This is a genomic window from Paracoccus albus, assembly GCF_027913035.1.
GTDB lineage: Bacteria > Pseudomonadota > Alphaproteobacteria > Rhodobacterales > Rhodobacteraceae > Paracoccus > Paracoccus albus.
Genome location: NZ_CP115775.1, coordinates 3073150 through 3091631, shown reverse-complemented (window position 1 = coordinate 3091631; position 18482 = coordinate 3073150). Strand labels below are relative to the sequence as shown.

The 18482-nt window shown below is 59.2% G+C and carries 22 protein-coding genes and 2 pseudogenes; 7 read left to right on the top strand and 17 right to left on the bottom strand.

Features of this window, described 5'->3' with window-relative positions:
* Positions 1-54: 54 nt before the first annotated feature.
* The 4 genes from PAF20_RS15545 to lpxK are packed head-to-tail and all read left to right on the top strand — an operon-like array spanning position 55 to position 3296.
* Entirely contained in the window at positions 55-774 is a 720-nt protein-coding gene (locus PAF20_RS15545) for a sirohydrochlorin chelatase (protein ID WP_271071498.1), read from the top strand.
* A gap of 34 nt (positions 775-808) precedes the next feature.
* Positions 809-1057 (top strand): DUF4170 domain-containing protein, encoded by a 249-nt coding sequence (locus PAF20_RS15540; protein ID WP_271071497.1) that lies wholly within the window; start codon positions 809-811, stop codon positions 1055-1057.
* Positions 1057-2301 (top strand): 3-deoxy-D-manno-octulosonic acid transferase, encoded by a 1245-nt coding sequence (locus PAF20_RS15535; protein WP_271071496.1) that lies wholly within the window; start codon positions 1057-1059, stop codon positions 2299-2301. The genes PAF20_RS15540 and PAF20_RS15535 overlap by 1 nt, the downstream gene beginning before the upstream one ends.
* On the top strand, positions 2298-3296 hold the full coding sequence (gene lpxK / locus PAF20_RS15530; protein ID WP_271071495.1) for a tetraacyldisaccharide 4'-kinase: 999 nt from the start codon (positions 2298-2300) through the stop codon (positions 3294-3296). Before PAF20_RS15535 ends, lpxK begins: the two co-directional genes overlap by 4 nt.
* On the opposite strand, the gene PAF20_RS15525 is transcribed toward lpxK, so the two are convergent.
* From PAF20_RS15525 to PAF20_RS15515, 3 genes are read right to left on the bottom strand one after another with little or no spacing between them, the layout of a single operon-like run.
* Positions 3272-4396, bottom strand: a complete 1125-nt coding sequence (locus PAF20_RS15525; RefSeq protein WP_271073348.1) for a CaiB/BaiF CoA transferase family protein — start codon at positions 4394-4396, stop codon at positions 3272-3274. The two genes, lpxK and PAF20_RS15525, sit on opposite strands and share 25 nt — an antisense overlap.
* Positions 4393-5109, bottom strand: coding sequence for a DsbA family protein (locus PAF20_RS15520; protein WP_271071494.1), 717 nt, complete (start codon positions 5107-5109; stop codon positions 4393-4395). The genes PAF20_RS15525 and PAF20_RS15520 overlap by 4 nt, the downstream gene beginning before the upstream one ends.
* Positions 5106-5633 carry a DUF721 domain-containing protein gene (locus tag PAF20_RS15515; protein ID WP_271071493.1) on the bottom strand — a complete coding sequence of 176 codons (528 nt, stop codon included), beginning with the start codon at positions 5631-5633 and terminating at the stop codon, positions 5106-5108. Before PAF20_RS15515 ends, PAF20_RS15520 begins: the two co-directional genes overlap by 4 nt.
* A gap of 87 nt (positions 5634-5720) precedes the next feature.
* Here PAF20_RS15515 and mutY point away from each other — a divergent pair, with 87 nt between their 5' ends.
* A complete protein-coding gene (gene mutY / locus PAF20_RS15510; RefSeq protein WP_271071492.1) occupies positions 5721-6743 on the top strand; it encodes an A/G-specific adenine glycosylase in 1023 nt (340 codons plus the stop codon).
* Here mutY and PAF20_RS15505 read toward each other — a convergent pair whose 3' ends face one another.
* From PAF20_RS15505 to PAF20_RS15445, 13 genes are all read right to left on the bottom strand, one after another.
* Entirely contained in the window at positions 6744-6935 is a 192-nt protein-coding gene (locus tag PAF20_RS15505; protein ID WP_271071491.1) for a hypothetical protein, read from the bottom strand. It lies immediately after the preceding gene.
* 56 nt (positions 6936-6991) lie between these two features.
* Positions 6992-7456: a PTS sugar transporter subunit IIA gene (locus PAF20_RS15500; protein ID WP_271071490.1), complete on the bottom strand. Its 465-nt coding sequence runs from the start codon at positions 7454-7456 to the stop codon at positions 6992-6994.
* Positions 7457-7520: 64 nt separating this feature from the next.
* A complete protein-coding gene (gene hpf, locus PAF20_RS15495) occupies positions 7521-8099 on the bottom strand; it encodes a ribosome hibernation-promoting factor, HPF/YfiA family (protein WP_271071489.1) in 579 nt (192 codons plus the stop codon).
* 146 nt (positions 8100-8245) lie between these two features.
* A complete protein-coding gene (gene lptB, locus PAF20_RS15490; RefSeq protein ID WP_271071488.1) occupies positions 8246-8989 on the bottom strand; it encodes an LPS export ABC transporter ATP-binding protein in 744 nt (247 codons plus the stop codon).
* Complete coding sequence (gene lptA, locus PAF20_RS15485) at positions 8986-9474, bottom strand: lipopolysaccharide transport periplasmic protein LptA (RefSeq protein WP_271071487.1); 489 nt, start codon at positions 9472-9474, stop codon at positions 8986-8988. Before lptA ends, lptB begins: the two co-directional genes overlap by 4 nt.
* 21 nt (positions 9475-9495) lie before the next feature.
* Positions 9496-10062, bottom strand: coding sequence for a hypothetical protein (locus PAF20_RS15480; RefSeq protein WP_271071486.1), 567 nt, complete (start codon positions 10060-10062; stop codon positions 9496-9498).
* Positions 10062-11006, bottom strand: a complete 945-nt coding sequence (locus PAF20_RS15475; protein WP_271071485.1) for a KpsF/GutQ family sugar-phosphate isomerase — start codon at positions 11004-11006, stop codon at positions 10062-10064. Before PAF20_RS15475 ends, PAF20_RS15480 begins: the two co-directional genes overlap by 1 nt.
* A gap of 9 nt (positions 11007-11015) precedes the next feature.
* Positions 11016-11630, bottom strand: coding sequence for a ribonuclease D (locus tag PAF20_RS15470; RefSeq protein ID WP_271071484.1), 615 nt, complete (start codon positions 11628-11630; stop codon positions 11016-11018).
* 282 nt (positions 11631-11912) lie between these two features.
* A complete protein-coding gene (locus tag PAF20_RS15465) occupies positions 11913-12950 on the bottom strand; it encodes a glycosyltransferase family 2 protein (protein ID WP_271071483.1) in 1038 nt (345 codons plus the stop codon).
* 8 nt (positions 12951-12958) lie between these two features.
* Positions 12959-14131 carry a nucleotide sugar dehydrogenase gene (locus PAF20_RS15460; RefSeq protein ID WP_271071482.1) on the bottom strand — a complete coding sequence of 391 codons (1173 nt, stop codon included), beginning with the start codon at positions 14129-14131 and terminating at the stop codon, positions 12959-12961.
* 43 nt (positions 14132-14174) lie between these two features.
* A complete protein-coding gene (locus PAF20_RS15455; RefSeq protein WP_271071481.1) occupies positions 14175-15992 on the bottom strand; it encodes a glycosyltransferase family 2 protein in 1818 nt (605 codons plus the stop codon).
* A 53-nt stretch (positions 15993-16045) separates the two neighbouring features.
* Complete coding sequence (locus PAF20_RS15450) at positions 16046-16864, bottom strand: glycosyltransferase family 32 protein (protein WP_271071480.1); 819 nt, start codon at positions 16862-16864, stop codon at positions 16046-16048.
* Between the two features lie 90 nt (positions 16865-16954).
* Positions 16955-17149: a hypothetical protein gene (locus PAF20_RS15445; protein ID WP_271071479.1), complete on the bottom strand. Its 195-nt coding sequence runs from the start codon at positions 17147-17149 to the stop codon at positions 16955-16957.
* Positions 17150-17155: 6 nt separating this feature from the next.
* On the opposite strand from PAF20_RS15445, the gene PAF20_RS15440 reads away from it, so the two are divergent.
* Entirely contained in the window at positions 17156-17725 is a 570-nt protein-coding gene (locus PAF20_RS15440) for a hypothetical protein (RefSeq protein WP_271071478.1), read from the top strand.
* Positions 17726-17765: 40 nt separating this feature from the next.
* On the opposite strand, the pseudogene tnpA reads toward PAF20_RS15440, so the two are convergent.
* Positions 17766-18183 (bottom strand): annotated as a pseudogene (gene tnpA, locus PAF20_RS15435) (IS200/IS605 family transposase).
* Positions 18184-18316: 133 nt separating this feature from the next.
* On the opposite strand from tnpA, the pseudogene PAF20_RS15430 reads away from it, so the two are divergent.
* Positions 18317-18478 (top strand): annotated as a pseudogene (locus PAF20_RS15430) (transposase); the annotation flags it as partial.
* Between the last annotated feature and the right edge of the window lie 4 nt (positions 18479-18482).

Sequence of the window (18482 nt, the reverse complement as noted above, 5' to 3'; positions counted from 1 at the left end):
TGCGGGCGTGATTGGCTGTTGTTGATCTAACCAAATCCAAGCGCGGATGCCAGCATGACCAGACAGGCGATCATCGTATCCCACGGCCAGCCCTCGGAACCCGGCCCCCAGCAAGCCGCGATAGAGGCGCTTGCGGCGCAAGTGGCTGCGCTGTCGCCGCGCAAGGTCATTGGCGCGACGCTGGCCCAGCCCGGTGCGCTTGACGATGCGGTGGCGCGCATGCCCGATGCCCTGATCTATCCGATGTTCATGGCGACGGGCTGGTTCACAGGAACGGAGCTTCCGCGGCGTCTGGCAAAGGCTGGTGGAACGGCAAGCACCGTTCTGCGCCCCTTCGGTCGCGATCCCGCCCTGCCGGATCTGTGCCGCAGAAGCGTAACGGAGGCCGCAAAAGGCTCTGGCTGGCAGCCGCAGCAGATCACGCTTTTGCTGATTGCGCACGGGTCACAACGCGCCCGCGCCTCTGCCGAGGGGACAGAGGAAATGGCAGAGCTTCTGCGCCCTCGCTTTGGCCGCGTCGTGACAGGCTTTATCGAAGAGGCACCTTTTCTGCACGATGCCGCCCGCGACCTCGGGCCCCACGCCATTGCCCTGCCGCTGTTCGCGACGCAGGCAGAGCATGTCACCGACGATATTCCCGCCGGGCTGTCCTCGGCCGGGTTCGCCGGGCCTTGCCTGCCGCCGATTGGGCTGTCTGAAGAAGTTCCGGAAATGATTGCAGCTGCATTGCAACGGGCCGACTGTGTGATTGCGTCGGAAGCCCCGGACGCATAGGTTCCGCGCAGTAAAGACAGCAGGAGACATTCCGATGACGCAACAGCGTTTGCACCTCGTGTTCGGCGGCGAACTGAACGATCTGGACGGGACAGAGTTCCGCGATACCTCGGCCATTGATGTGGTTGGCGTATTCCCCGATTACGCCTCGGCCCATGCCGCATGGAAAGGCGCCGCACAACGCACCGTCGACAGCGCGCAGACCCGATATTTCATCGCGCACCTGCATCGCCTGATGGATGAGGGGCGTGAAACCAGCCCGACGGCGGAACTGGGTATCTGATGACGGCAGGCGGCGGGCCCGGCGGCTTGCTGAAACGCTGGCTGGCAAAGCCGGCCCGCCCACAGGAACCCGCCCCACAGCTTTCGTTACCGACCGGCGACGGGCCGCTTGTCTGGATGCGTATCGGCGCGGGCTACGAACCATCGCCGCAAGATAATGCTTCGGTTCCACCCACGCTGATCCAGTTGCTGGTGCAGATGCGCAGAGCCGGTCTGCAGATCGCCGTCAGTCGCGCGATTGGCGATCCGGCCGATATCGGCACACGCGGCGTCTCCGCGATACCCGATCCCGGCACGGGACAGGACGCCGCTGCGGCTTATCTGGATGCCATGAAACCCGACGCCGTGCTGTTGATCGGGGCAGAGCTGCCTCGTGCGATCCTCGGTGCTGCCGATCAGCGGGACATTCCGGTGATTATGGCAGAGGCTCGCTTGACAGCGTCGCAGGCTGGCTGGTCGATCCCGTTCTTCCATCGCCGCTCTGCGCTGACCCACCTGTCGCTGTTGCTGCTGCCAGATCACGCAAGCTGTGATGTCGCGCTAGATATGGGTACGCCGGCAAGCCGGATCGAAATGACGGGTCCCATCACCCAGATCCGAGAACCGCTGAGGCATAACGAGGCAGAGCGGGAAGCCCTGGCAGAGGCATTTCAGGGCCGTCAGCTTTGGCTGGCTGTTACGGTCAACGAGGCAGAACTCGACGCCGTTATTGAAGCGCACCTGACGGTGCTGGGCTATAGCCACAGGGCGATGCTGATAATGCTGCCCGCCGATCCCCATCTGTGCGGAGCGATGGCGGAGCACATGGCAGATGCGGGGCTGATCGTCGCACAGCGCAGTCTTGACGAAGATCCGACAGAAGAGGTCAATGTCTACCTCGCCGATGATGTGTATGAGTTGGGGTTGTGGTACCGGCTGGCACCGCTTTGCTTCATGGGAACGACGCTGGCCGGACCTACGGCGGCGGCGCGCGATCCGTTCGAGGCGGCATCACTTGGGTCCTCGATCATTCATGGGCCTCAGCAGGGGGCTTTTGCCGCGGAATGGGCACAGCTTGACGGGGCTCAGGCGGCCAGGGCGATTGACGAACCGGCAGAGCTGAGCCAGGCCGTCATCGCGCTGCTGGCGCCCGATCAGGCTGCGATGCTTGCGACGAACGCCTGGGCCGTATCGACCGGCGGTGCTGGCGTCGCGACCCGTATCGCCCATGCCATCCGCGATACCATAACGGGAGAGGTCGCATGAGCCGTCGCGCACCGGGATTCTGGTTTCGCCGCCCGCCAACGATCTCGGCGCAGTTGCTGCGCCCGCTTGGCGCGCTCTATGCGGCAGGAACGCGGCGCAGGCTGGCAAAGGGCAAAATCCAGCGACTGGGGGTGCCGGTCATCTGCATCGGCAATATCAATGCCGGCGGCACGGGGAAGACACCTACCGTCATCGCTCTGGCGCAACGGCTGCTGCAAGCCGGCGTCTCCGTGCAAGTCGTTAGTCGCGGTTATGGCGGAACGACAAAGCAGCCCACCCGCGTTGATGAACGCCGTCACACTGCACAGGAGGTCGGTGATGAGCCGCTTCTGATGTCGGCTTTCGCGCCGGTTTGGGTCGCGGACAGCCGGTTAGAGGGCGCGCGCGCCGCGATCGATGACGGGGCGCAGCTTATCCTTCTGGATGACGGTTTTCAGGACCCGACCCTTGCCCATGACCTTTCGCTTCTCGTCGTCGATGCCGCAAAAGGTTTCGGTAACGGTTTGTGCATCCCGGCAGGCCCATTGCGAGAGCCTGTAAAGCAGGGTCTGGCGCGGGCCGATGCCTTGATCTCGATCGGGCGGCCGGATATGCAGGAACGGTTCAGAGCGGGGTGGGCGCGCGATCTTTCGATACCGCATCTTCGCGGCGCACTTCAGCCGCTTCGGACCGGGATTGACTGGGCAGGTCACCGTGTGCTCGCCTTTGCCGGTATCGGCCATCCAGAGAAGTTCTTCGCGACACTGAATGGTCTTGGTGCCGATCTGGTTAGGGCCGAGGCGCTTGACGATCATCAACCCTTCACGCCGGCACTTCTGCAACGTCTCCAGCAAGAAGCGAGGGCCACGGGTGCCCAGCTTGTCACGACGGAAAAGGACGCCGTGCGCCTGCCCGCCGATTTTCGACGCAATGTCCTGGCGCTCCCCGTCAGGCTGGAGCTGGAAGACTGGACCGGACTGGACATCCTTATTCAGCCTTTGATCGGATCGTCCTGACCAAGGGTTGGAGAGGCTGCTTCGGTCGCCAGCTCTGCATCCGAGAATATGACTGGCAGGCGTACGCCCGGCACACCTTCAGCGTCGATCCGTAAACCCCTCGCAATCACCTGCGGATCGGCGAAAACATCGCTCATCTCATTGATCGGCCCGGCGGGAATGCCCTGCGCCTCTAGCGATGCCAGCAAGTCGTCGCGCCGCCATCCCCGTGTCACGGCACCGAGCGCAGCCGTCAGATCGGCGCGATTGCGGACACGGTCGGCATTGGTGGCATAGTCCGGCGCATTGGCCAGTGCAGGAAGGCCAAGCACATCGCAAAGGCGACGATACTGGCCGTCATTCCCGGTGGCGATGATGATCCAGCCATCTGCGCAGTCGAATACCGCATAGGGCACAAGGTTCGGATGTGCGTTCCCCATCCGTGTGGGCGAAGATCCGGTGGTCAGGAAGTTCATCGCCTGGTTGGCCATGATGGATACAGCAACATCCAGCAGTGCCATGTCGATATGCTGACCCCGGCCCGTGGCGTGCCGCTGCTGGACCGCCGCCAGAATCGCCGTGGCAGCATAGACCCCGGTAAATATATCCGTGACCGCGACGCCAACCTTCTGCGGCTGGCCCGACGGTTCCCCGGTCACGCTCATCAGGCCGGACATGCCCTGGATGATATAGTCATAGCCCGCCCTATGCGCATAGGGTCCGGTCTGGCCGAACCCGGTGACGCTACAATAGATCAGCCGCGGATTCAGCGCAGACAGGCTTGCGAAATCGAGCCCGTATTTTGCCAGCCCACCGACTTTGAAGTTTTCGATGACGATATCTGCATTCGCGACAAGGTCACGGACCTTCTGCTGCCCTTCCGGCGTGCGGAAATCGGCAGTGACTGATTTCTTGCCGCGGTTGGTCGAATGGAAATAGGACGCGGAACGGTCCCCGTTGCGCTCTACAAAAGGGGGTCCCCAACGACGTGTGTCATCCCCTTCCGGCGCTTCCACCTTGATGACCTCTGCGCCCATATCGGCAAGGATCTGGCCAGCCCAGGGACCGGCCAGAATACGCGCGAGCTCGACAACCTTCAGGCCGGCGAGCGGCGTCATCAGTTTGCGGGCTCTGCCGCTTCAGCCTCGGCCAGCTTTTCGTCGATGATCGGCTTCATGCTGTCCCAGGGCTGATTCTGCACGGTTTCACCGCCGATGATGAAGGTCGGCGTGCCTTCGATTTCATCCTCTGTCGCGTTCTTCTGGAAGGTGGCGACAAGGCTTTCGACACGCGCCTGATCGTTCCAGCAGGTATCCATCTGCTCGGGCGTCATGCCCGCCTTGGCACCGATCTTGCGCAGATTGGCCACAAGGTCTTCACCGTCTTCCGCGTTCAGCCAATCCGACTGCTCTTCCAAAAGCATACCGGCAACGGGATAGAACTTCGATTCGTCGCAGCGGGCCAGAATACCTGCCCACAGCCCCACCTGATCGAAGTAAACATCGCGCTGAACAAAGCGAACCTTTCCCGTGTCGATATATTCCGATTTCAGCGACGGAAAGACATCCGTATGAAAGGCAGCGCAATGGGGACAGGTGAAGCTGGCATATTCGTAAATGGTCAGCGGCGCGCTTTCGTCACCCAGAAAGAGATCGTCCACCAGAGCAGGGGCATCGGCCTCCGCAGCATCGGCGGTTTCGGCGGACGCGGGCTCGGAAGTGTCACCTTCAGCGGCCGGGGCTGCATCCTGCGCAAGCGCCGGCATAGCCATTGCCGCTGACAGCAGCGAGGCGGTCAGGATGTGACGGATGTCGAAGCGAAGGTCGAAGCTCATTTAGTGGCCTTTCGGTTGGTTCTGCCCTCTCTGGACAGTTTGAGCATGGCAAGCCGCGTCATTGCGGCCTGCAATGCAGGGTCTGCGATATCTGCCGTCATTGCTTGCGCGGCATCGCGGGTTTTCGGGTCATCGACCGGCGGCGCGGCAGGCGCATGATCGAATTGCGGGCGTCCTTCGGCAAAGCCGGTCGGTGCTGTCTGGGTCACTATGATGCGAGAGATGGCGTTGTAGCCATAACACGCGTTCACCCGCTCGCGTATCTGCGGAAGCTGCATTTCGACCAGCGGGGCGGCGGCCCCGGTCGTCAGCAGGGTCAGCGTGGCACCGAACCCGCCACGGCTATGCGCGATCTTGACCGGACGCGCGCGGGCCGCGATGTCCGGACCCGCAATGTCGGGCCAATGGGTCAGCAGCCGCGCAACCGCAAAACCGCGCCCCTCTGCCGCATGACGGATCGGCTCGGCAACCAGACTGGCTGCCTGCCTAAATCCGCGAGAGCGACGGCGGGGGGGGTATGACATTCGCGCTCCTGCGGCTAAAAGAACAGGCCACAGTTTACCAAGCCGCAGCGAGGAAGCCAGTGAGACCGCCCAAAAAAAGCGTGAACGATGTGTGAGGTCGCTGAGCGCTTGCTTCACTGGTATGATCGCCATGCCCGCAAGCTGCCGTGGCGGACGCCGCCGGGTCAGGGAAAGACAGATCCCTATCGTGTCTGGCTGTCCGAGATCATGCTGCAACAGACGACGGTTGCAGCGGTAAAGGATTATTTCAACCGCTTCACTTCGCTCTGGCCGACGGTAGAGGCGCTTGCAGCGGCGGATGACGAACGGGTCATGGCTGAATGGGCGGGCCTTGGCTATTACGCCCGCGCCCGTAACCTGCTGGCCTGTGCACGAACCGTCGCCGCTTCTGGCGAGCAGTTTCCGGCTGATCAGTCCGCATTGCAGGCCCTGCCCGGCGTCGGGCCTTACACATCTGCGGCAATTGCGGCCATCGCCTTTGACCTGCCTGAAACCGTCGTTGACGGTAATGTTGAACGCGTCGTCGCGCGGTTCTTTGCGGTGCAGGAACCTATGCCCGCTGCCAAGCCGGAGTTGCGCCGTCTGGCAGCGACCCTGACCCCGAACCAGCGACCGGGAGATTTCGCACAGGCTATGATGGACCTTGGCGCGACGATCTGCACGCCGCGCAGTCCGGCCTGCGCGATCTGCCCGCTTAGCGATCTGTGCGCTGCCAGAAAGGCCGGCATCGCTGCCGAACTACCCCGCAGGATGCCGAAGCAGCCAAAGCCGCGGCGAACAGGTATCGCCTGGGTTGCAGTCAACGAGGATACAATCCTGCTGGAACGCCGCCCGCCGAAAGGTTTGCTGGGCGGGACGCTGGCCTTTCCGTCAATGGGTTGGGATGGCAGAGACTTCGCGCCGCCGATAGAGGGGGTGTGGCACGACCTCGGCACGGTCAATCACGTCTTTACGCATTTCTCGCTGGATCTGCGCGTGATGCTGGCCAGAACAGTCAGCAATCCCGAGCGCGGCTTTTGGCTGCCGCGTCGCGACTTTTCTTCCACTGACCTTCCCGGGCTGATGCGGAAGGTCTGGAAGCGGGCCGAAACTGAACTGAGTGTTATCTAGTCAGACCTCACGGCCCCGTTCGATCCGGGCATATTCGCTTGCCTTGCGGCTTTCGTCGCCATCCCTTTCATGCGGACGGCGGCGCAGTGTTTCGATTGCAGGATGGACGCCGGACTGACGTTCCTGATCCACAAATGCACGAACACGCCCGTTTCCGGTGCTGCGTTCACGATCCGTAACAGTCTTGGTCATTGAACAATCCTCCTCAACATTCAACGAATATAGGGCCGAATCGGTTCAATTCAAAATCAGGCTGCCTGCACGCCCTGCCCGGATGTCAGGATCGCGTGAAGCGCCGCAGGGTCCGAATTTGCCCGCAGCTTCGCCCGCAAATCTGCATCGCGCAGCGTCCGGGAAACCAAAGCAAGTGCCTTCAGGTGGTCGACACCGCTGCCCTTTGGCGCGAAAAGCGCGAAGATAAGATCGACCGGCTGGCGATCAACCGCATCGAAATCCAGCGGCTTATCAAGCTTGACGAAAATCCCTGCGACATGATCCAGCGTGTGCAGCCGCGCATGGGGCAGGGCAACGCCATTTCCAACGCCGGTTGGGCCAAGGCTTTCACGCTCTTGCAGCGCATCGAGGGTCTGGCTGGAATCGAGCCCGTAAAGCTGTTCGGCCATTTCGGCGATATCCTGGAACAGCCGCTTCTTGGAACTGACCTGTGGATAGGCGCGAACGGCGCCGGGTTTGACAATCGTGCTAAGCTGCATTCCCATCCGTCCTTCTGCCACCCCGCACCGCGTGGCACGGGGCAGCCACCGCAATCAGCGGCAATTACCTGATGTTGCGCGGGTCGATCCAGCCGATATTTCCGTCATCCCGACGATGGACAACATTCACGCCACCATGTTTCTCATTTCGGAACACCAGCAGAGGCGCCCCGGCTAATTCCATCTGCATAACGGCATCGCCAACCGAAAGTGTCGGCACGCGCGCTTCCATTTCCGCCACGATAACAGGCTGCAGGCCGTCTGTATCCTGCGATTCCCACTCATCTTCATCGGCGGGCAGGACATACATCCCGGCCGCGCCGTATTCAACCGGTTCGGACCTGTCCTTATGGTGATCTTTCAACCTGCGCTTGTAGCGTCGAAGCTGCTTGTCCATACGCTCACGCGCGGATTCGAAGGCTGCATAGATTTCAGGGTCCTCGCCCTTCGCCTGAACAGTCAAACCCGTGGAAAGGTGGACGAGCGCGTCACAGACCAGCATATGGGCCTTTTTGGAGAATGTGACGACGGCCTCTGTCGGGCGCTGTGAATATTTCCCCACCGTGTCGCCCAATTCCGTCTCGACATGCTGGGTCAAGGCCTCACCAACGTCGATCTGCTTTCCACTGATCTGGTAACGCATCGTTTTTTTCCTTTCGTTGCCGGATCCTGAACCTAGGGATTCAGCGTTGCTCCGGTCTGGATCAGTCTGCGACCGGGCCGCGGGTCTGTCAACGATGTGGGTAGGTTATGGCGGGCAGCCGCGGGTGGCGTTCCGACAATATAACGCTATGCTAGCGTGAAACTTTCGCCCAGATAGACCTCGCGGACACGCGGATCGGCCACGATTTCTTCTGTCGTGCCCGACATCAGGACATGGCCATCGTGCAGAATATAAGCACGATCAACGATTCCCAGCGTTTCGCGGACGTTATGATCGGTGATCAGCACACCGATTCCCCGCGATTTCAGATCATGCACCAAGGCGCGAATGTCAGCGACGGCGATGGGGTCCACGCCTGCGAAAGGCTCATCCAGCAGCAGATATCTGGGGTTAGAGGCCAGACAACGTGCGATTTCGGCGCGCCGCCTTTCACCGCCGGACAAGGCCATTGCAGAGGCGTTGCGGATGTGACCGATAGAAAATTCGCCAAGCAATTCTTCCAGCCGGTCACGGCGACGGTGCGAATCGGATTGGACGACCTCCAGCACGGCCATGATGTTCTGCTCTACCGTCAAACCGCGAAAGATGGACATTTCCTGTGGCAGATAACCGATGCCAAGCCGCGCACGGCGAAACATCGGCAGGCTGGTCGCATCGACATCGTCAATATGCACGCTGCCCGAATCGGCCGTGACCAGTCCCGCGATACAGTAAAAACAGGTCGTCTTGCCGGAACCGTTCGGCCCAAGAAGGGCCACCACCTCACCCCGGGCAAGATCGAGCGACACATCGCGGATGACCGGGCGCTTGCGATAGGATTTGCGCAATTTGCGAACGATCAACCCGCGGTCCGGCGCCGCATTGCTCATTGAGAGGATCCGGGTTGCAGGATCGTGCGGACGCGGCCAGACGCCTGCGCGGTGCCTTCTTCCAGATTCACGACGATCTTTTCGCCGGACATGACATTTTCACCCTGTGTCACCAGTACATCGCCCATCAAAGTCACCAGACCAGAGGAGACGTCATAGATCGCCTGCCCGGCCTCTGCCGCGTCCTCGCCCTGCACAAGGGTCACATTGCCGGTCGCATCCATGCTCGCGATTCGGCTTTGATCCTGCGGATCGTATTTCACGACAACTTTGTCAGCGGACAAACGCATATCGCCCTGCGCGATCAGGACACTTCCGGTCAGCTGCGCTTGGCCCGTCGACTGGTTGACCAACATATCATCTGCCGAAACCTCAACGGGGGCACTGGTGTCATTCTCGGCACCGCCGAAGGGAACCGTCTGCGATACAGCCGGCGCGGCAAATATAGTCATGGCAAGCAGGGCAATGCTGGAAATACGTCGCATCGTCTATCCTTTTCGGGCGCATTACGGCTGGTATAGCAGACGCACACCGCCTGATAAATTCAGAACATGCTGGCCGTCATCATTGCGCGACATCTCCATCCGGTCGGCATAGACGCGGCCGAAAGGGGCAAAAGCGCTGAGCCCGCCCTCACCCGTCATGACGCCGCTTGCGGTATCGGTATCCAGCGTTGGCACGGTAAGCGCCCAGCCATCCGAGGTCGTCACACGCACGCCACCGCTGAGGTTGATGGTGTCGGCCTTAACCTCGCCATGCGGGGCGGTCAGATCAGCGGCAAGGCCGTCTTCGGCACGCCACGTCATCCGCAATTGCTGTGCCGCACCGTTTTCCCCTTCGGTCGGTGTTGCCTGTTCTGCCGTCAGGGTCACGGCAGCACCGTCATCCATGACGCCCGCGAATTCAGGACGCGTCATACGAGGGTTGCGGGCCAGTTCCTCGGCATCGACATCGGCATAGGGAATCGCGGCATCGGGATCAGGCGAATCGGGCAAAAGGAACAGGGTCGACAAGATCGCCAGAGCCGCCAGCGGCAGCAGCACCCGCAACCATGCCACCACCCGTGATCGCATCACACTATTCCGGCGCGCAGGCAGTCATGGATATGCAGAATGCCCTGCGGACTGCCATCATCGACAGCGAAAAGGCAGGTGATCTTCCGCGACTGCATTTCTGCAAGCGCCGCCTCGGCCAGTTGATCCGGTCTGATGGTCCGCGGATCGGGCGTCATAACATCTGCCGCCTGATGGTCCAGCAGGCCGCTCATATGTCGGCGAAGGTCACCGTCGGTGATGATCCCGACAAGCTTTCCATCTGTTCCGGTGACGCCCGTCACACCGTAGCCCTTCTGACTGATCTCCAGCAGGGCCTCGGTCATTGGGGTGTCTTCGGCAACCAGCGGCATGTCGTGATGCATCAGATCGGCAACGCGCGACAGCTGCGCACCCAGCTTGCCGCCGGGATGGAAGGTTCGGAAATGTTCCGGCGTGAACTGACGATGCTCCATCAGCGCCACGGCAAGCGCATCGCCCAAGGCAAGCGTCATGGTGGTCGATGTGGTCGGCACAATACCCTTGCCGCAGGCTTCGGGCGCGGCAGGCAACAGCAGCGCCACATCGCATTGCCGTACCAGAGTCGAGCCCTCGCGGCTGGCAATACCGATCAGCGGAATGCTGAACCGTCGAGTATGCGCTACGATATCGGCAATCTCCGGCGTCTCGCCAGAGTTTGAGATGACAATGGCCACGTCACCCTCTGCGACCATACCCAGATCACCGTGGCTTGCCTCTGCCGGGTGAACGAACTGTGCCGGCGTGCCAGTGCTGGCAAGGGTCGCGGCAATCTTGCGCGCAATATGGCCGGATTTACCCATTCCGGACACGACGACGCGACCGCGCGCGGCAAGAATGACCTCGACCGCGCGGTCAAAGCTGTCACCCAGACCGGCTGAAAGCATAGAAAGGGCATCTGCCTCGATCTCGATCACACGGCGGGCGGTTTCCAGATAACTGCTCATTGTCGCCATTTAGTGGTGGAAGATGTCGTTTTCATCCCCCCAACCCAGCAGGTCCAGATGGGCGCGGGTTGGAAGAAAGTCGAAACAGGCCTGCGCGAGCGCCAGACGATCCTCGCGGATCAGCATTGCTTCAAGCGCATCCTTGAGCTGGTGAAGATACAGTACATCTGACGCTGCATATTCAAGCTGTGCCTCTGTCAGCTCCTCCGCTCCCCAATCCGAGGTCTGCTGCTGCTTGGAGATATCGACATCGGCCAAGGATTGCAGAAGATATTTCAGGCCGTGACGATCCGTATAGGTCCGGATCAGCTTAGAGGCGATTTTCGTGCACCAGACCGGCGCTGTCGAAACACCAAAGGTATTTTCCAAAGCGGCAATATCGAACCGTCCGAAATGGAAAAGCTTCACGACGCCCGGATCGGCAAGCATCCGGGTCAAATTCGGCGCTTCTGTCTGGCCCTTAGCGATCTGGATCAGATGCGCATCACCATCGCCGGATGACATCTGCACAAGGCAAAGCCGGTCACGGCGGGGATCAAGCCCCATTGTTTCGGTATCAATGGCCACGACAGGCCCAAGGTCCAGCCCGTCGGGCAAATCGTTCTGATAGAGGTGAATGGCCATCAAAGTCTCCGCTTATCCGGCGTCTATACGGCGCTTTTTCCGAAAGGTCAGCCCTTCACGGATCAAAGCGGCGTCAAGCGCCGCAAGCCGCCGCCATCGTCTTCGGATATAATGAGCCCGATGCTTCGGGCAGATAATGCAGTGTGGCAGAAGGCAACTATACCTATCGCCTGCGTCGGGCCATGAATGGCGGGCCTATCTGGCTCCGCAACAAACCAGACAAGATATAGAATACGCCCCAAGCTACTGAGGCGTGATTTTGCTTGCCAACGGCAATCTAAGCTAGCCCTTGGCGACCGCTCGAATAGTAAGCTGGATCAGGCGGCGCTGTTCGCCAAGGCTCATCACGCGGCTGTCGCGTGCAAGCAGCAGTTGACCAAACAGCGCCAGACTATCGCGTTGGCCCATCAGGTGCTGGATGCGCTTGCGGTGCCATGTGACGCAGGCTTCATGCCGTTCAGCAATGCCAGGCAGGGATTTCAGCGCCGCGATTTCTTTTTCGAGATTCGGAAGAAGGCGCAAGGCAGCGCTGTTTTCCACGGTGTTGAAATTTCGTTCGATCCAATAAGCCGCGTTAATTTGCTTATGCGACCGGTTCGGAAGGCCGCGTTCGGATTTGACCAGAAAGCCTTCAGCAGAGCGCAAGGAATAATGATGCATCTCGACCAATTGTCGCGCATCTGGCTGGTTCAGCGTCCAGATATATCCATCGCTCAAGGCAAATTGCGCCGGCATCGTAGCGCCGGACCCCGATGCCCATTTCGCGGCGCCTTCCTTGCGATTCCGCGGACGATGCACGCCCGGACGAGAAAAGGCCTCGGGCCGAAACAGCGATTTGAACATCGTCGCCGCAACCGGATAAACCATATCCAGCGGCGCGCTGCGCGTGAACTGACTGACGACAGGCCGATCTTCAAACTGGGCAATGCCTGACGCCCCGAAAAGACGCCACGGCAGGGCAACGGCATCTGTCCCGGATGGCAACGCCGCGATCAGATCGGCAAAGCACCCGTCGCCCGCATGAATGACAGGAAATTCGTCAATATCAGAGATCAGCATCCAATCCGCGTCCTTGCGGAGCTGTTCCTGCCATGCCTGCTTCAGCGCCGACCATTGCAGCGACTTCCCCTCTGGCGCATTGTTGGGTTCATGCCGCAGCACACCATGCGCCATCAGCGCATCCAGAAGCAAATCGCTTCCATCGTCACAATCGTTTGAATAGATGAGAAAGTCGGTGACGCCCAGGATACGATGCCAGGCGAGCCATTCTATCAGATATGGGCCTTCATTGCGCTGAGTCGTTACCGAAAGGATGCGCATTGCCGACCTTAATCGACGCCGAACAGGTCGCGTGTATAGACCTTCTCGGCAACGTCCCTGATCTCTGGCGACAGGCGGTTCGCAAGAACGATGTCGCTTTCAGCCTTGAACGCGTCGAGATCACGGACCACGCGGCTGTTGAAGAAATGATCGTCTTCCAGCACTGGCTCGTAGACGATCACCTCGATCCCCTTGGCCTTGATCCGCTTCATGATCCCCTGAATAGAGCTGTCGCGGAAGTTATCCGACCCCGCCTTCATGACCAGTCGGTAAACCCCGACGACTTTGGGCCGCCTTGAAACAATCTGATCCGACACAAAATCCTTGCGCGTCCGATTGGACTGGACGATTGCCGATATCAGATTCTGCGGCACCTGATCGTAATTTGCCAGCAATTGCTTGGTATCTTTGGGCAAGCAATAGCCTCCGTAACCGAAGCTCGGATTGTTGTAGAAATCACCGATCCGCGGATCGAGGCAGACGCCGTCAATGATCTCACGCGAATTCAGGTTGTGTGCAATTGCATAGCTATCCAATTCGTTGAAATAGGCCACGCGAAGCGCAAGGTAGGTGTTCGAAAACAGCTTGATCGCCTCTGCCTCGACAGTGCCGCAGAACTGAACGGGCATATCCTTGCGGATCGCGCCCTCGACCAGAAGATTCGCGAAATCCTGTGCCCTGTCAGAGCGTTCTCCGACGACGATCCGCGATGGATGGAGGTTGTCGTAAAGCGCCTTGCCTTCTCGCAGGAACTCGGGCGAAAAGATGACATTCTGCCAGTCCATCTCTGCCCTTATCCGGTCCACAAAACCGACTGGGATCGTAGACTTGATGATAGCAACGGCATCCGGATTTATCTGATGAACCTGCGCCAGAACGTTTTCAACCGTGGACGTGTCGAAACGATTTGTTTTCGTGTCATAATTGGTCGGTGTCGAAATGATGATATAATCCGCCCCGCCGAAGGCTTCCTGCGGATCAAGGGTCGCCGTCAGGTCAATGTGACGGTTGGCCAGAAAATCGCTGATATCGGCATCTTCGATCGGCGAATCTCCGTTATTCACCATCTCGACACGTTCGGCTGAAACATCCAGAGCAACCACCTTGTTGCTCTGCGCCAGCAGAACCGCATTCGAAAGACCGACATAGCCCAAACCGGCAACGGCGATTTTCCTGTTCATAATACTCTTTCCCTTGAAACCGACACGCGAAACCAGCGGTTAACTATGTTGTTTCTACACCGCGATCAAATCTGATCGAGCCACCACCGGTGGCTTCGCTGTCTTCTGTCAATCCGGCGGCGGTCAGGACCGGCCCGAACTCTTCACGAATGGCCCGCGCCTCTTCATCGCTTTCGAAAGGCAGGATCACACGCTTGAGCCCATCCAGACTTTGCGCCGCAAGCTGCGCAGCCGTCAGACCCGCCCGTACTGACAAGCGCAGAGTGTCCGGACGAAAATCATTCAGATACGCCGACAGCCCACCCGCCTGCGCATCCCCGTCGCCCTGCAAAACCAACGGTCCGTTCACGAAGCGCAGCCGGGCGGTGTCCTCCAGCCCGTTCTTTGCGCGGATCGATGCACTCGCCTGCTCCATTCCGGCCTGTCCGTCCTGAACCATAATGGTGAATCTGTCATCTGCCTGAACAGCACGCATTGCCGGCAGCCCCACGCCCGCGCCAATATCCAGCACGCGCCTGGCGTCACCCAGATAGCTTTGAATATTGCGCGTGTTTTTTCGGTCGAACTTTCCGGCCAGCACGGCCATCAGCCCGTCCTGACTGAACAGTCCCGGATCAGCTGGCAGCGCGACCCCCTGCGATTCAACCCACTCGCCCCCAAAATTTCCGGTGTTTTTAAGCTTGCCCTCGACATAGGGCGACACGCCGACGGTGTTCCAGCCAGAAGCCCGGCTTTCTGTGCGCTTTTTGGCAGACCGCGAGCTCGACTTCTGTTCAACCTCTGACATCAGCGCGGCGATCTTGGCGGGATCACGCGGCTTTGGTGGCTTCGCCTCGACACGCGTTATCGGTACCTTTCCGGCCTCTATGAGGCTGTTTCGCAAAGTTTGATACGCCTCTGAGCCGCGATATTCATCCAGCTTCGCCTCCACCCGGTCCAATGCGGCGAAATGCAGCTTTGAAAGAACCGGGTCCTTCAGCAGTTCGGACATGATCTCCGCGCGGCGGGGGGCATGACGCAGGATGCGAGTGTCCGGCACCTCGTTCCTGTCCTGCAAAGACCAGTATTCCGCGTTATACTTGTCTTTCTTGTTGTTCACATTGCCACGCAACCGGCGAACGGCATAGCTGTCGATCGACTTGACGGCATAGTGATTCATCTGCGCCCAGTCATAGCCCAATGTCCGCCGGATGGAGCGCCAGCCCCGGAACTTGAAGTAATCTTCCATAGGCCGGCCAGACCCGTTCAGCCATTTAACCTTATCCGGGAAGCCATCCTCCAGATGCTTGTTCCTGATAGATGGGCGATGGATGCCAAGCTTCCAGTATTCGGGATCAAACTTGAACAGCGTCTTGACCCCCCACCCCTTGTTCCAGAGTGGCGGTGCCGCACGGGTATATTGTTCGGTCACCGGATCGCGCGACCAGTCGATCACGCCGCCAGAGCCGAAGATCCGCCAGGTCACGACAATCCCGTTCGCGCCTTGCGCCACGACATCATCAAGCAATCCATCAAGATGAGCAGAGGGATGATTGATCGACAGAAATTCGTCCGCGTCGAACACCATCACCCAGTCTGCCTGCTGCACGAGCGGTTCGTCCTGTGCATAGTTCAACGCCGATGGCTGCGGCTTGACTCCCTCCGGAATGTCGTTCGGCCGGTGATAGCCAAGGCCCAGCTCCTCCAGTCGTTGCAGCATCTCGACCGTGCCGTCGGTGCAGTCGTTGGTGTAAACTAGAATGTCCGTAAACCCGACAGCCAGATGATGCGCGAACCATTCCAGCAGAAATGGCGCCTCATCCTTCATCATCGACACCGCCATGGCCGTGCCGTGGTGGCTGCTGTGTGGTTTCAAATTCATACTATCTGCTTTCACCACAACCGAACGCCCCTGATCAATTGCGGTAAGTATAACTACCTTTCCAGTGCGGCTGCCGGGTCGATGCCGACCTGCTCGCACATGCGCGCAGCGTAAGAGTTCGGAAGAGGAACATTCCTGCGCCACCACGGCTTTGTGCCATTGGTATACAAATGCACCGATACAGTATCGTCGGTGAACCAGCCCTCAACGCGACCATGCGGGTCGTAGAAAATATCGTTCAGCTGGAAAGGCACCGGGTACAGGACGTCCGAAGTCATCGCTTTCTCGATGTCGCCGGTCTGCTGGGCGAACCATGTGAACGCCTGAGGGCCGAAGGCCGTCCGCTCGGTCTTGTAGATCGCGGCACCATGAGACAAGCCACCCTTTTCACTGTGCCTGTCCATCTGCTTGCGCTGCCGCTTGTTCCACCACGCGGGATAGTCCGGCAGGTTGTCGTAATAGTCCAGAAGCTGGTCCATCAATTCGCATTGCCGGGGCAGCCCGACGACACCGCAGTTCAGCGCACCGCGCATTCCGTGACCAGCAAAAATCCATTCCCATTCGTCCGGGAAAGGCTTGTGACAGAAAGCATCGCAATCGATCCAGATCGCGCCCGTCTTCTGGATCATCTTGTAGCGGAACACGTTCGACAGGAACGAGGCAGAGGTATCATTCACCAGTTGCATGTCGATATTCATGATCTCGGATGCAGGCCGCACCTCGACCCCTTCGGGCGCATTTTTCAGCGTATCAGTGCAATAAAGAGTGACCGGATGACCATGTAACAAATGTGATTTCAGGCAAAGCTGGTTAAGGTATTGCAGCTCCTCTCCGATCCAGAGAGAGGCTACGGGACGACGATCAAGCGACATTTGATACCTCAGATAAAACCGGCACTTACGGCTATTTATCCGACAAGAGGCGATGCCGCCAGTGACAGCGCCAATTTTCTGTCACAAGCATCACCCTGCCGCCAGGATTGCCCCATGCCGGTGTAAACCGATATACCCCACCGTGTTGACCAACACCGACGGAAAGGTACTGCGCTGGCCTGCATTCATCACAAGAAGAACTTTTTTGTCGGTATCGGCCACCCTCGCTGCGGCACCGGATTCACCGCGCATCTTTTGCAGGCTGCAGGACTGCGCATCGGGCATGAGCATGTGAAACCCGATGGCATCATATCCTGGATGTTGCCGGGTGAGCGATATCGCAATCCGTATCGTGACGCGATTGGTCCGCTTGGTGATTTTCACCGGATATTCTGCGTTGCACGGTCACCGCTCGACGCGATGAATTCCATTATTCCGGAAAATGCCGACCGGAGCAGCTTTGCGTTTCGCAGGGATATCCTGAGCGCCCGATTTAGCGAAACATTGCCGGAAAGGCAGTCCGACCCAGAAGGTATACTGAGCTCGGTCATCAGTTACACCTTGTGGTTTGAGCTGTGCATGTCTTTCCTGCCGCAACTGATCTACCGCGTTGATCGACCAGAAGATGATGCGCTACTTGCAGACTATGTCGGCAAGCCCATTATCCGCAGCGAAGAAATCAACCGGAACTCTCGCCCTAAAAAACGCTCCGCCAGCTTCACGCCAGAAAAGCTTGCAGGATTCCCCGATGAATGGCTTGTGCGTTTCGCAGACATTGCCAAAGGCCTTGGCTATCCCGAGGATGCTGAAACCATACGGCGTTTCATTGTAAGCGACGTAGCAAGCCCAAACGACGCCTGAGCGTCCGGTTTCGTTTCAATGCAGAACCCTTAATGAACGACTACCGGCTTGCGCCGGTAGGATCTGCGATATGATTTTCCAAGTACTGAAGTGCGATGTCCTCGGTGATGGCGCCGTTGGTGGTGGAAAAATAGCCCCTGCCCCAAAACCGAAAGCCCCAGTAGCGCTTTCGGATATGCGGAAACTCCCGCTGCACCCGATAAGACGAACGGCCCCTCATCTTGCGAACCAGATCGGAAATGGCGAGCTTCGGCGGCACCGAGACGAACATGTGGACGTGATCGCTCGACAGCACCCCCGCGCAAGATGTCGCCCCCGTTCTCGCGGCAGACCTGACGGCAGATATCGCGCACCTGCAGCCGCAGAGGACCGGTCAACACCTTGTAGCGGTACTTCGTCGACCAGACGATGTGGTAGCGGTGATAAAAAACACAGTGTTTGCCGGTATCATATCGCATGATCCTGTCCTCCCGAAATGAGACCTTGCCCCGGCTGCGGCTCATTTCGGGAGGACAGGATCATATACCGATTCTTCGCGCTGAAGCACGTCCGACTGGAAGTCGGAGGGTTTCCTCCAAAGCGTGGTTAGTTAAGTATCCGCTCGACCGTGATCTCTACGCCCAACGGCATCTCGTGGAGTGCTGCTTTTCCAGGCTCAAACAGTTTCGAAGGGTCGCAACCTGATACGAGAAAACCGCCAGAAACTACCTTGCTGTCATCACGATCGCTGCAATCATCCTACGGATCAGGTAACTGT